Source organism: Pararhodonellum marinum (assembly GCF_015354735.1).
Classification (GTDB): Bacteria; Bacteroidota; Bacteroidia; order Cytophagales; family Cyclobacteriaceae; genus Pararhodonellum; species Pararhodonellum marinum.
In genome coordinates, this window is the sequence record NZ_JACEFJ010000002.1 from 431,227 (window position 1) to 445,109 (window position 13,883).

At 39.4% G+C, this 13,883-nt stretch carries 13 protein-coding genes; 11 read left to right on the plus strand and 2 right to left on the minus strand.

Annotation, left to right across the window (positions count from 1 at the left end):
• Positions 1 to 127: 127 nt before the first annotated feature.
• On the plus strand, positions 128 to 388 hold the full coding sequence (locus H1A14_RS05705; RefSeq protein ID WP_194775255.1) for a hypothetical protein: 261 nt from the start codon (positions 128 to 130) through the stop codon (positions 386 to 388).
• A gap of 24 nt (positions 389 to 412) precedes the next feature.
• Here H1A14_RS05705 and H1A14_RS05710 read toward each other — a convergent pair whose 3' ends face one another.
• Together H1A14_RS05710 and H1A14_RS05715 are read right to left on the minus strand one after the other, a co-directional pair.
• Entirely contained in the window at positions 413 to 1,147 is a 735-nt protein-coding gene (locus H1A14_RS05710; RefSeq protein WP_194775256.1) for a response regulator, read from the minus strand.
• Positions 1,144 to 3,087: a tetratricopeptide repeat-containing sensor histidine kinase gene (locus H1A14_RS05715; RefSeq protein WP_194775257.1), complete on the minus strand. Its 1,944-nt coding sequence runs from the start codon at positions 3,085 to 3,087 to the stop codon at positions 1,144 to 1,146. Before H1A14_RS05715 ends, H1A14_RS05710 begins: the two co-directional genes overlap by 4 nt.
• A 250-nt stretch (positions 3,088 to 3,337) precedes the next feature.
• Here H1A14_RS05715 and H1A14_RS05720 point away from each other — a divergent pair, with 250 nt between their 5' ends.
• The 10 genes from H1A14_RS05720 to H1A14_RS05765 all read left to right on the plus strand — a co-directional run bounded on the left by H1A14_RS05720 (position 3,338) and on the right by H1A14_RS05765 (position 13,868).
• On the plus strand, positions 3,338 to 4,042 hold the full coding sequence (locus H1A14_RS05720; protein WP_194775258.1) for a hypothetical protein: 705 nt from the start codon (positions 3,338 to 3,340) through the stop codon (positions 4,040 to 4,042).
• A 147-nt stretch (positions 4,043 to 4,189) separates the two neighbouring features.
• Complete coding sequence (locus H1A14_RS05725; RefSeq protein WP_228527596.1) at positions 4,190 to 5,524, plus strand: DUF418 domain-containing protein; 1,335 nt, start codon at positions 4,190 to 4,192, stop codon at positions 5,522 to 5,524.
• 106 nt (positions 5,525 to 5,630) lie between these two features.
• Positions 5,631 to 5,897, plus strand: a complete 267-nt coding sequence (locus H1A14_RS05730) for a hypothetical protein (RefSeq protein ID WP_194775259.1) — start codon at positions 5,631 to 5,633, stop codon at positions 5,895 to 5,897.
• Positions 5,898 to 6,145: 248 nt separating this feature from the next.
• Positions 6,146 to 8,563, plus strand: coding sequence for a TonB-dependent receptor family protein (locus H1A14_RS05735; protein ID WP_194775260.1), 2,418 nt, complete (start codon positions 6,146 to 6,148; stop codon positions 8,561 to 8,563).
• 186 nt (positions 8,564 to 8,749) lie between these two features.
• Positions 8,750 to 9,145 carry a RidA family protein gene (locus H1A14_RS05740; protein WP_194775261.1) on the plus strand — a complete coding sequence of 132 codons (396 nt, stop codon included), beginning with the start codon at positions 8,750 to 8,752 and terminating at the stop codon, positions 9,143 to 9,145.
• A gap of 26 nt (positions 9,146 to 9,171) precedes the next feature.
• Positions 9,172 to 9,597 carry a nuclear transport factor 2 family protein gene (locus tag H1A14_RS05745; protein ID WP_194775262.1) on the plus strand — a complete coding sequence of 142 codons (426 nt, stop codon included), beginning with the start codon at positions 9,172 to 9,174 and terminating at the stop codon, positions 9,595 to 9,597.
• Between the two features lie 76 nt (positions 9,598 to 9,673).
• A complete protein-coding gene (locus H1A14_RS05750; protein WP_194775263.1) occupies positions 9,674 to 10,306 on the plus strand; it encodes a DUF2306 domain-containing protein in 633 nt (210 codons plus the stop codon).
• A gap of 90 nt (positions 10,307 to 10,396) precedes the next feature.
• Positions 10,397 to 11,401: an NADPH-dependent aldehyde reductase Ahr gene (ahr, locus tag H1A14_RS05755; protein WP_194775264.1), complete on the plus strand. Its 1,005-nt coding sequence runs from the start codon at positions 10,397 to 10,399 to the stop codon at positions 11,399 to 11,401.
• Between the two features lie 297 nt (positions 11,402 to 11,698).
• On the plus strand, positions 11,699 to 12,700 hold the full coding sequence (locus tag H1A14_RS05760; protein ID WP_194775265.1) for a cytochrome c: 1,002 nt from the start codon (positions 11,699 to 11,701) through the stop codon (positions 12,698 to 12,700).
• Between the two features lie 520 nt (positions 12,701 to 13,220).
• Complete coding sequence (locus tag H1A14_RS05765; RefSeq protein ID WP_194775266.1) at positions 13,221 to 13,868, plus strand: hypothetical protein; 648 nt, start codon at positions 13,221 to 13,223, stop codon at positions 13,866 to 13,868.
• The last annotated feature ends 15 nt before the right edge of the window (positions 13,869 to 13,883 follow it).

The window sequence follows — 13,883 nt, forward strand, 5'->3', positions numbered from 1 at the left end:
TTGTTAAATTAGAAAAGTGTTGGGAGTCTTCTGATTTCCCTTCACTTTTTTCCATTTTAAGGTAAAGGAATGTACTCGGATAGGGTATCCTCTTAGCCAAATACACCGATTGATTTTAATCCTTAATATGAAAAAGAAACAGCTTCATGAAAACAGCGAAGAGGAATTAAATGCCCAAAGAAAAACATTGAGTGCCATCATGTGGATCATTGGTATTCTGATATTGATTTATTTGGTTTATTTACTGTATGTAATCAGCAAAAGGGAATGGACCAATACCCACCTCGGGGGAGTAATATCTATTTTGATGTTAGGAGCAATTTTATTTATCAATGCGTTACGGGTTGGTCAGATTAAATCCGAGCTCAAAAAACGGAAGCAGCAGTAACTTTGGCATGGTAACCTTAACGCATTACACTTTCCTTAAAGCCATCATCAAATTTTCCCTGTAAAGCTTACTGACGGGAATGACCTTTCTTTTTATTTCCAAATGAGCATCACCCACTGCATCCAGTTTTTTGATATTTACTACGAAAGACCTGTGCACCCTTAAAAAATCTTTACTCACCATTTTCTCACAAAAAGAAGTTAATGGACTGACGATCATAAAATTTTGGTTTGTAGTAATGATATTACAGTAATTTCTTTCAGCCTCAATATATAATATTTCATCCAGCATCACTTTGATGAGCTTATTTTGGTTGCGGATAAAAATTCTGTCTTCTAAGGTTTCCACCACTGAAATACTGTTTTTTGGGTTTTTGTTCTCTTCCTTTATTTTATCCACGACAAGAGCGATTGTTCTTTCCAAGTTCAGTTTATTGAAAGGTTTTGAAATAAAAGCATAGGGATGGGTTTCTTTTGCTTTTTGAAAGGAAGCTTCATCTGTGTTTGCTGTAAGGTAAATCAAAGGAATATCGAAAAATTTTTGAATGGATTTTGCAGTCTCAATTCCGTCAATTTTCCCTTTAAGATTGATGTCCATCAGAATAATATCCGGGTGATTTTCTTTGGCATGGTTGATGGCATCCTCACCCCGCGACTCAATCCCGGTCACATCATATCCGAGATTGGAAAGTTGCAAGGAAATATTGGCGGCGATGATCATATCATCTTCGACGATCAAGATGCTAATTTTATCACTCATGCTGCTTTGTTAAGGTGAAATTCAAAAGACACTTCTGTACCCTTATGGGTCACCAATGTCATCTTACCATCCAATTGACAGGTCAATAATTTGATCAACTGAGTACCAAATCCTGTCCCTTTTATATCGGCATCCTTTGCAATACCGATTCCGTTATCGGCTATTTTTAAAAGCAAATGTGAATTGGTCTCGGTCAGGTTAATCCTAATGATGCCTTTTCGATGTTCAGGAAAAGCATATTTCAGAGAATTTGTAATCAGTTCATTGACTATCAATCCAATCGGGATAGCCCTGTCGACATCAAGTTCCAAATGTCCCATATCACAATCCAATGTAATCCTTTCGGCGGCATCAAATGAATCAATGATGTATCTGCCGAGATTCTGAAAGTACTGCTTCATCTCTATGGCTGATAAATTTTCTCCTTGATACAAGTTTTGGTGTATGATACCCATGCTCTGTACCCGGTTTTGACTTTCCAGCATGATGCTACGAAGCTCAGGGTCTTCAATTTGATCCGTCTGCAATGAAAGTAGACTGGAGATGGTCTGCAGGTTGTTTTTTACCCTATGGTGAATTTCCTTTAGTAAAAACTCTTTTTCTTTGTTCTGTTTTTCAAGTATCAAACTATATTTCTTTTTACGGATAAAAAACCGGTATAAAATAGCTAAGAAAATGAGCATGAAACCCGTTAAAATAAGCGTAGATACCTGCAATATTTCCTGGGCTTTCAATCTTGCTTCTTGTAAGAAAATGGTGCTTTCTTTTTGACTCACTTCCATTTCGGTCTGCAATTGGGCAATTCTTTGGTCGGCGTCTGCGTTGAAAACGAGTTGGTTCAGTTCATGATATTTTTTGTAAGCGGCTAAAGACTCGTTGATTTGGTTTTTTCCTTCAAAAGCCTTGCTCAATTCAAGATAGATCAGTCCCAAATAATACATGTCTCCAAAGTCCGCAGTGGCAATTTGGATGCTTTTCTCCAAGTAAGCTATCCCCGAGTCATAATCCTCTGCTTGGTTTTTTAATTTCCCCAGTGAAAGCAAAGAACGGACGACCATAAAATCATTTTCCAATAATTCTGCATAATTGAGGGCTTTTTGTCCTGAAATTTCAGCTTCTTCAAAATCACCAATCTGGGTATGTAATTCAGCAAGAGCAATATAGGTGTCACTGAGATTGTTATAAAACCCATATCTTTCTCCGATTTTAGCAGATCTCTGAAAATAGGTAAGGGCCTCGTCATATTTGTGGACCTCCACCAGATTATTGCCCAACACATGCAAAGTAAAATCGAAATCCAGATCATACAATCCCCTTTCTTCAAATAGGGCAATAGATTTTAATCCGTATTCCACTCCTTTTTCGAACTTCCCTTGTTTCCAAAAAAGGTTGCTCATATCAGAATAGGCCATGGCCATGGCTTTTTTATCCTGATATTTTTCTCCCAGCCTGAGCGTTCTAGTTGCAAATTCAAAAGCTTCTCCTAAATCGCCTCTACGTTCATACACATAGCCTAAATTTGTCAAAAGGAGCCAGGTTTCGGCTTCAGGAATTTTTTCCAAGGCGCTTCTAAGTACAAGTTCGGCATAATCCAGATCTTCCATTCTCAGCAAAATGGCCCCCTGGGAGACCTGCATCCTGCCTTCCCATAATTTATTTTCCGCAGCCCTTGTCTCCTCCAGACCCTTTTCAATGATTTCCAAAGCACGCTGTAAATTTCTAGTATGGTAATGGTAACCCAAATCATTGATTATCCTGAACCGTAGGGTGTCATCATTTATTTTGTTGAGCGTTTGTTCAAGATCGTCTAGATATTCTTTCCCGAAATCATCTGTTTCCTCAAAAATCCTCAAATACTCAAACTGCCCATTCCGTTGCTGGAACTGGGCATGAACTCCGAAATGAAGGAAAAAAAGAATGAGCAGAAAAGGCGTTTTCATAGAATAAATATAGAATAAAAAGCCGTTGAAAATCAATTATTTGCATTTTAAAAAATAACGCTCGAAAAGTAAAAAGCTCCTTTGGGACAATATTTTCATCTGTTCGTCCTACCTCCTTAGCTTTTTCCTCCTAGGTTCTTGAAATTTCCTCAAACAATACATAGACTACTTTAAAGAAAAAATTCTTATGAAAGCACGATTTAAATATTTAGTGATCGCAATGATGGGTCTAGCCATAAACTGGACCGTTATGTCATCCTTGACAGCGCAAACAGAACAGCTGGGGCCATTGTTGTCGGTGTCAGAATTTACCGTCAAACCGGGACATGAAATGCAATTTAGAGAAGGTGTAAAAGCTTGGAAAGCCTGTTACCTTGAAAACAACGGAGATTGGACCTGGAGGTTATGGCAAAGACAGCAGGGACCGGGCAATGTATTTACACTGGCTTCAAATATGGTAAATTGGGCAGAAATGGACAAAGCTGATGAAGCAGGAAAAAATTGCCAAGACCTTGTCAGAACCTTGATCAATCCCCATATCGAAAGCGGCTCCAATCACATCAGCCGGTTTCAACCTGAATCTAGTATTACAGCCCCACTTTCAGGTGATATTATCAGGGTAGCTTTTTATAAATTAAATCCCCAAAACGGGCATAAAATGATGGAAACCGTCAAGGAGGTATTGGCCATAAGAAAAAGTGCCAATATCGAACCCCTTGGCTATTGGTATCAATGGCTGACTTCTGATCCAGAAAGCCCCAACTATCACCATGTGATGCCTTATACCGATTATGCTGCAATGGACATCCAACAAGAAGGGGTATGGGATACAGTCGAAAAAAACGCTGGAAAAGAAAAAAGGGATGAACTTCAGGCTGCTTTCCGCTCATCCCTCGAAAACTCATGGATCTATATTTACAAATTGGACAAAGACCTCAGCAGACCGACTAAGTGATACCATACTTTTATCTATGTCTATTGGAACCCTGAAAAATAGCCATCAATAATTAAAAATAGTTTAGTTGACGATAGGTTGGGTGGAAGTGATTGGAATCTATTCCATTGCAGAAGCCCAGCTTTTTTACATTACAGACCTTACACCATGAACAATCAAGCACAGCTTTCCAGCCTCACTCCTATAACTGCCGCAGACCGAATTACCTCCTTGGATGTCATGAGAGGTATTGTATTGTGTGGCATTTTATTGATGAATATCAATGGGTTTGGACTGGCTTTTGGCTACAATGACCCCACCATTTTAGGGGGCGATACAGGATTGAACCTTTACACCTGGATGATGACCAACCTGCTATTTGAAGGGACGATGCGCGCACTTTTTTCCCTGCTTTTCGGAGTGGGCATGTTTATTTTTTTGGACAGATTGGTGAAAAAAGGCGCTGGTATCAATGCTGCAGACATCTATTTCCGCAGGATTACCTGGCTGTTGATTTTCGGATTGATTCATGGATATTTACTGTTGTGGGTTGGAGAGATTCTTTACAATTATGCCCTGATGGGATTTTTGGTCTATTCTTTCCGGCGAATGGTCCCAAAGAATTTGGTCCTCACAGGACTTTTGCTTTTCTGCATTGGAACCGGTTGGAATTACTATGATTATCAAAAAGATAAAGAATGGTTTGGCAAAGTGCAGCTGGCGGAGGTAGCCATTGCAGCTGGCCAAGATCCATCCAAGGAATTGAAGGAAGCAAAAGAATCCTGGGAAAAAAGAGAGGCGGGGAACTCCCCCGAAGCTACAGGAAAGTTTATAGAAGAAATGCAGAAAGGGTATTTTTCAGTGGTGAAACACCTTGGACCCATCATGTATGATTTTAATGTCACCGATCCCTACAGGGGAGACCTTTGGGATATTTTGAGTATGATGTTGATCGGAATAGCCCTTTTTAAATGGGGATTGCTTTCAGGAGAAAAACCGGCATCCCTTTATTGGCTTATGGTGGGTATTGGTTATCCTATTGGGATTGCAATCAACTATTATGAAATGCAGCTGATTTTGGAGGCTCACTTCTCGACGCTCTCTTTCAGTCAGACTAAAGTGTCCTACTATTGGGGGAGATTTTTTGTAGCGATGGGGCATGTTGGCTTGATCATGTTGTTTGGCAAGACCCCAATACTTGGTTGGTTGAAAAATGCTCTTGCAGCAGTTGGTAAAATGGCCCTGACCAATTACCTGATGCATTCTGTAATTTGTATGTTCGTTTTCACGGGAGTCGGATTTGGCCTTTTTGGGAAGCTGCAGCGGTTTGAGCTTTTATATGTGGTCATATCAATCTGGGTTTTTCAGTTGGTTGTGAGTCCAATCTGGCTCTATTACTTCCATTTTGGACCTGTGGAATGGCTTTGGAGAAGATTGAGTTACCTGAAATCCGCTCCTTTTAGAAAGAAAGATCCTGCATTGGTCGTCCACTCCAACAATTGATTGTATTCTAAAAATACCATTCATCGCATGGAATAGAGATTAAACCAATTCAGAATGGGGAAGCCGAAAACCACCTAGAGTAGGCAAAATTTAAAACCAAAAAACAATGGCAACTTATGTATTTCGTCACAAAGTAGGTGATATCGGTGCTTGGCTAAAAGGCCACGAAGATCGGGTAAGGTTATTCGCCCCAGCTTCCAGTGGATTCAGAACCTTTCAGGATGCTGATGATCCCAAATCCATTTTGTTGGTAGTCGATACCGATGATATCGACAAATTAGGGGCAATTATCAATGATCCGGATATCCAGCATATCAAAGATACCCATACGGTAATGGAGCCCATAACCATGTCTATGGAAGTAAAATTGTAAAAAGCATAAAGTCTTTGGAATCAAAGGGGATGTAAGTTAATTGAAACCTGTACCATCAAAAAATTGCCAGATTAAATTTCTTTGACCTGTCAATTTGTAAAGGCTTGATATTGAATCAATTATTAATTAAATTATGTGAATTTCATCTAATAAAGTGAATTGAACTAACGGATTTCTGGCGGATTCAGAACAATTCCTGAATATCAAATATTCACATCCCCTTTTTTTTAATTTAAAAACAAACATATATGAAGGCTTTGATAGGGTTAATTCTTCTATCTATATGTGGTATTCCAGCTTTTTCACAGGGAGTAATTCAGGGAAAAATCTATGATTCCCAATCTGAAGAGGTATCTTTTGCAAATGTATTGCTTTGGAATATACCTGATTCCTCAATGGTGAAAGGTGTTATTTCCGATGAATCAGGATACTTTGTTTTCACAGAAATACCAAAAGGGAAATACTATGTTGAAGTATTCATGTTGGGATATGCCAAAACTTATTCACCTGTGTTCGGTTTTTTGGGGACAGAAAAAAATAATTTAGCTCCTATCACATTGATAGAAGCAGAACAAAATTTGGAAGAAGTGACGGTGGTTGCTACCAGACCATTTTTTGAGTTGGAACAGGGAAAAATGGTAGTCAATGTGGCCAACAGTATTTCAGCTGCCGGATTGTCGGTCATCGATGTACTGGATAGGTCTCCCGGTGTTATGGTCAACAGGCAGAGTAATTCCATATCGATTTTAGGAAAAAACGGTATTGTAGTATTGATGAATGGACACAGGTTCAGAATGCCTATCGAAGCTGCCTATCAAATGCTGGATGGACTGAATTCCAGTGAAGTTGAAAAGATTGAGATCATTACAGTGCCACCTTCTAATTATGATGCTGACGGTGATGCCGGATTTATCAATGTCGTGATGAAAAAGGACAATGCTATGGTAGGCACCAACGGTACCCTGACTGTCGGACAAGGCTACGCATCAGGCTATAACGGCAATATGAGCTTCAACATCAATCATCAAGGCCCAAAACTTAGTTGGTTTGGAATTTTTTCTGCAAATTATTTAGAACGGGAAACAATTTGGGAATCCTTAAGAAGCAATAACAACGGATTTGAAGATATTGGGATTGACGCCTTCACCAATGGATTTAATACCAGAAAGTCCTTCAATTACCAGGCAGGGTTTGACTACAAATTAAACAACAATACCATCCTCAGTGGTTTGGTCAGTGGGTATAATAACCGTATAAATAGAACTTTGCCAAATGTAACCAAATCTGTAAATTCCATCTCTCCAGATACCCTTTCCTTGATGTCTTCTGAAGAAATTAATATATGGAGTCATATCATGGGCAATATCAATCTACAGCATACTTTCCAAAACGGGCAGGTCATCAGTACCAATGTAGATTACCTAACTTATAAAAATTCCAATCCAACCTGGTATAGCATCATGAATTATAATGAATCCCATGATTTGATCGGTTCAAAGGAATTCAGGATTAGCAAGGATACACCCATTGACCTTTGGGTGACAGATCTCAATCATTCTATGAAAATAGGGAAATCAGTAGGTGTTGAATCAGGACTTCGTGCTACTTTTTCAAAATTCAATAATACAGTAATTTTCGAAGAAAATCTTGATTCAGATTGGATCTTTAATCCCAACTTCAGCAGTGACGGGGTTCTTCGTGAAAATATCTTAGCAGCTTTTTCCTCAGCCAAAATTGAGTTTGATGACAAAACCACATTGAATGCAGGTATAAGGTACGAGAACACCAAAACCAAATTGATTTCTACATCAGGTGAAAAAATCGTTGATAGGCATTACGGGGATTTCTTTCCAACGGTATTTATTTCCAGAAAAATCAATCCCGATAACCTGATCCAATTATCCTATGGTCGCAGGATTACCCGTCCTACTTTCAATGAGATGGCGCCTTTTGTGCTTTTTGCTGATCCTTTTACCTTCTTTGCCGGAAATGAGAACATCCTGCCTACCTACACAAATACCATCAAAGCAGATTATTCCTATAAAAGTATGGTATTCTCAGTGCAGCACAGCAAAGACAAAAATGTAATTGCACAATTCCAACCTATCTTAGATGAGGAGACCAACACAGTATTTCTTAGGACGGAAAATATCGACCAAAGAGAGACGGTTTCCATGATGGTTGCCTTCCCTTTGGCGATAAACTCTTGGTGGGAATTCCAAAATAATTTCACGGCAAATTATCAAAAAGTCAAATCCGAACTTGGAGGGGAGGTTTATGAAGTAGATCAGAAAGGTATTCAAGTGGTACTTACCAATACTTTCACTCTTCCTAAAAAATATACCGTCGAATTGATGGGAAATTATAATTCGCCTACCATAAATGGCTATTTCAAATGGCTTTCAAGAGGCTTCGTGAATCTTGGAATCCAAAAAGACTTTGAAAGAGCCGGGGTATTAAGGGTATCCTGCAACGACATGTTCGAAACCAGTCAATTGAGGTGGCAATCATTTGAGGGGACTGATATAGAATTTTCCGGAAGGTATAAATTTGAAAAAAGAGTTTTCATGGCTACCTACACCTATAAGTTTGGAAATAACAAAATTAAAGGGACGAGGGTCAGAAAAGTAGGCTCCCAAGAGGAGCAGAGAAGGGTTACGAATTGATCATTTTTTTATTTAGGAAAATATTTCCATGCATTGGGACACAATATGTGCTGCTTCGTCCTTGATGGGTTTGAATTCAACAATTGAAAAGGTAACTTTTATCTTGATTTCTAGCTGAAATTCAGATCATTACATCCAGTAATTTTTTTAAAAATTATAAATAAACTATTCAAATAAAAGATTCTTATGAAATCAAAAAAGCCAGAGTATTTCTGCTTGAGACCCGAGGTCGAAAAAGCCTACGGATATTCCCATGCTGTCAGGATTGGTAGCAGCATCAAAGTATCCGGTGCCGTAAGCATGGACGATGAAGGTGGTCCGACGGCAGTGGGCGATTTCCTCCAACAGATGAAAAATTGTTATTCTGATCTGGAAAAGGTGCTAAAACATTATGGCTGCACTTTTGAAGATGTGGTGGTGGAGAATGTCTTTACCACAGATATGCCGGCTTTTTTGGAACATGCCGAATATCGAAATTCCATCTATACGAAGCAGTTTCCGACTGGTTCCTGGCTGGAGGTCAAGGGTTTGGCCTTGCCCGAATTTTTGATTGAGATTGAATTGGAAGTACATAAACAATAGATCAATACACCCTAAAATAATTAATTATGAAAACCCTAGATGATGAGCTTCAAAAAGCAAGTGTTAACAGCGCGGTATTAGAAGGACTATACCAAGCTTTTAGTAAAGGTGATATTCCGGCGGTTCTCGGAATGATGGATTCAAATATCGTTTGGAATGAAGCGGAAGGGAATCCTTATGCAGATGGCAATCCCTACAAAGGACCGGAGGCTGTATTGAATGGCGTTTTTGCCCGAATAGGTGAAGAGCATGAATACTTTAATTTGAAGGATATCGAGCTACATGAGATGTTCAACGATAAAGTGTTGGCCACCTTGCGCTATGATGCCAAATTCAAGAATGGAAAGCGTTATGATGCCCAAGTCGCACACTTGTGGACACTGAAAGAAGGGAAAGTGGTTGCTTTTCAACAGTATGTGGATACCAAAAAATTAAGTGAGGCCATGAATTAGTTAAGCTTATCTGACCCCTAGCTGGAGAGCATGCTTAACCATCAGGAAACAACCTCTAAACCTCCTTTAAAGTGCTATGGCCAAAACCCTCCCCTTTGTCCTCAACAAACCCAAAACTTGGCTCCTGCTCCTGACTTGGGCTTTTCTAATCATCTTTGCCGGCAAGTTCGTCATCAATGATGCACTGCCTTATTTCGGGTTTGATGAGGAAGTATATGGCAGGTTTTGGATCATGAAATGGCCTCTGATCGGTCATATTTCAGGTGGCCTGATTGCTTTAACGATTGGTCCTTTTCAGTTTTGGGCTGCTTTTAGAAACAAATATATCAAAGTCCATAGAGCGATGGGCTTGACTTACCTGACTGCAATCTTTATTGGGACCGTCAGTTCAATAAACCTAGCGTTGACTACCGGCTTAGCCATTCATTGGACCTGGACGCTGTCATTAATTGTATTGGCATTGGCATGGATATCCACCACAGGCATGGCATTCAGATTTATCCTGTTGAGGCGAATACAATTACACAAGGAATGGATGGTCAGAAGCTACGTAGTCACTTTTGCCTTCGTGCTTTTCCGATGGCTGAACAGCACTCCACTTTTTGTGGAAATGGGAAACTTTATAGAAAGAGGTCCGACCATGATTTGGGTTTCCTGGGTCATTCCCCTTTTTGTTACTGAGATAATTCTTCAATGGAATCAGAAATAAAGAAAAGTACGAGATAGGTTTTTATCCATTACTTAAAGTTTGATTTCCAATAGATAAAACATTTAACCACAATTTAACTCGAAATAAAATATGAAAGTATCAGCTTTTGCAGCCAATGGACCGCATGAAAAATTAAAGTCCTTTTCTTATGAAATGGGAGAATTAGGTCCTGAACAAGTAGATATCCGGGTGATCAACTGTGGAATCTGCCATTCAGACCTTAGTATGATGCACAATGATTGGGGAATGACGGCTTATCCCATAGTGCCTGGCCATGAGATCATTGGGGAGGTTATCGCAGCAGGCAATGCCGTCAAAAATGTAAAAATTGGGGATAAGGTCGGTTTGGGTTGGTTCTCGGGATCCTGCATGTCCTGCCATGAGTGTATGGATGGAGCCCACCATCTATGCACTAATGCTGAATTCACTATTGGAGGGAGACATGGTGGATTTGCAGACTTTGTCCGTAGCCATTGGTCATGGGCAATTCCGCTGCCTGAGGGTATCGATCTTGACAAAGCCGGTCCTTTGCTCTGTGGGGGTATTACTGTTTTCAATCCTATTATTCTCGCCGGAGTCAAAGCGACCGACAAAGTGGGCGTCATTGGTATCGGAGGCCTTGGCCATATGGCACTCAAATTCCTAAACAAATGGGGCTGTGAAGTCATCGCTTTTAGCTCCAACCCTGATAAAAAGAAGTCCATTCTGGAAATGGGAGCGACTAAAGTTGTGGATTCCACAAATCCGGAAGAGCTATCCAAAATCGCCGGAAGTTTGAGTTTCATCCTGAATACGACCAATGTGACTTTAGATTGGAATTCGTATTTGTCAGTTTTAGCTCCTAAAGGAAAGTTTCACAATGTGGGTGCGGTTTTAGAACCTTTGGCTATACCTGCATTTTCTCTAATTATGGGAGAAAAGTCTGTCGCAGGCAGTCCTTTGGGAAGTCCGGCCTTGACCCGAACCATGCTTGAATTCTGTGTAAGACATGACATTTATCCGATTACGGAAGAATTTCCCATGTCCCAAGTCAATGAAGCCCTAGATCATTTGGAATCTGGTAAAGCCCGTTTTCGAATCGTATTGAAAAACTAGAGGTTTCAAATACTTGAAATACTACCATCTGTGACTTGGCCAACCTTGCTTCAGGTGAGGTTACCGTTACCGTGAGATTGATAGAGTAAAAAGTATGAAAAAAAAGGATAAATATGAATTTTATTGGATTAAGAAAATTTAAAATAATGTAAAGTATAATGAGTTTATATAGGAATATTATTCTTAAATAATAAATAAAAAGCATATTAAATTTTGATTTTACAAATTAATGTATAAATTACTTCTAAATAATTTGTTTTAAAAACCCCATGTCAAACCACCAACCTACTCAGCACCATGTTAAAGAAAATCATTTTCGGAATTCTTATCCTTCTATTGGTAGTCATAGGAGGTTTTGTAGTTTATGTCCAACTGAATTGGAATAAAACCTATGATATTCCCAATCCGGATCTTCAGGTAAGCACCGATCCGGAGGTGATAGAGAGGGGAAAATATCTGGTTCACGGTCCTGCCCATTGTTCCAATTGCCATGTGGCTACCATAGCAGAAATGTTGGCCGCGGATGCCGGAGAAAATATTCCCCTTAAAGGTGGTGTTCAATTTCCTTTGGGTCCTATCGGGACTTTGTATACCAAGAATTTGACCCCTGACCCCACCACTGGAATTGGCAGATATTCTGATGGAGAAATCTTTAGGATGATGCGTCATGCGGTGAAGCCCGACGGAAAAGCTACTCTATCTGTATTGATGCCTTTTTGGGATATGGCTGATGAGGACCTGATTGCCGTAGTCTCCTATTTGAAAAGTTTGGATCCAGTCAAGAATGAAGTCCAAAAGAACGAATGGACCTTTATGGGAAAAGCAGTCCGGGTAATAGCTTCTTCATTCAAACCGATTGAAAACCCTAAACCTTATCCGGTTGCCCCTCCCATGGAAGCAAGCATAGAAAGGGGGGAATACCTTTCCCGATATGTGGCCAACTGTGTGGGATGCCATACCAACAGGGATTTGATGACTTTTGAAGCAATCGGGCCTGAGTATGGCGGTGGGATGGAATTTGAACCCTTTCCGGAATTTCATCTGATGGTAGGTCAGGATCCGGATATATGGATGCGCACCCCAAATATTACCCCACACCCCAACAGTTCATTGGCCCAATTCAAAACGGTCGAAGAATGGAAGGAAAGATTTCGGAAGGGGAGGTTGATTGATATATCCCCCATGCACTGGGGACCATTTTCAAGAATGACTGATGAGGACCTGGAGGCACTATATCTATATCTGACAAGCCTAGAGCCCGTTGATTATGATCCTGGGGAATTGATGTTCAAGAAATAAAGGTGAATAAATATGGCTTTCAGCCTTCATGGGATTGAGAATGTTTGATCCCATTTTTTTTACAAATAAAGATATAAATGGATATTTGATATTTTTGGATACCTGCCTGACAGGCGGGCATGCTATTGCCTTGAAAACCCTCTCAAAATGTATCCCTTAGGCCTTTTTGAAAAATTCCAATAACCCTTCGATTGATTTTTGGAACATTCAGCAGACAGGTGATCATAATCAATTTTAAATTGAGTTATGATGATGAAATAGTAAACGGTTACGCCAAGAATTTTCAAAAACCAAGAATGGAATCAAATTATGTTTTCTATTCCTGAAGGGAGGGATTGTCTCGCAGGGAAAGCATCTTAGATATTAAAAACACAAATAAAATTAGGGGAAGTTTGATAAAGCAATGAGCCAAATTTGGTTCAATTTTAACATAATTCCTTATTGATGAAGTCTTTGAAAGTAAAGTAATGAGTAGGTTTGTCCCCTCAAATCATGATTACGTCTTCATTCAATTCATCTCATGAAAAAACAATTTACAATACTATTAGCAAGTATTATTTTATTTCATTTCGGCTGTACTTCTTCTTCTAAAATTATCGGTTCATGGAAAAGCCATGATCCTAATAGTGACAAATACAAAAATATTTTTGTGTATGCCCTGATTGGTGATGATTTCATTTTGAAGCAGACCATAGAGGAAGACGTTGACAAAATCTTGGAAGAGAAAGGTATTTATGCGAGCAGTTCATTAAATGTTAAGGTTCCTGCTGAACTAAGCATTGAAGAAAGAAAGAGTTTCTTGGCAGAAAAGATTTACCAAAGCGGTCATGATGCAATAATGACAATTGCAATAATTGATCAGACAAATGAAACACGATATGTGCCTGGGACAAGTTATTACAATCCCATGATGTATGGAGGTGGATATGTTAGGTTTGGTGGCTATTATTCTATGTATGGCCCTATGATGTATTCTCCTGGCTACTATGATACGGAGAAGAATTTTTATGCTGAAATAAATTTATATGATTCAAAAGATCAGAATTTGATATGGTCTGCACAGTCCAAAACCACTAATCCTACACAAATGCAAAAAGATGCGTATGATTTTGCTGAGGTAGTTGTAAAGCAGATGATTAAAGAAGAGGTAATAGAAGTTAATAAATAACAATAATCGAAAATC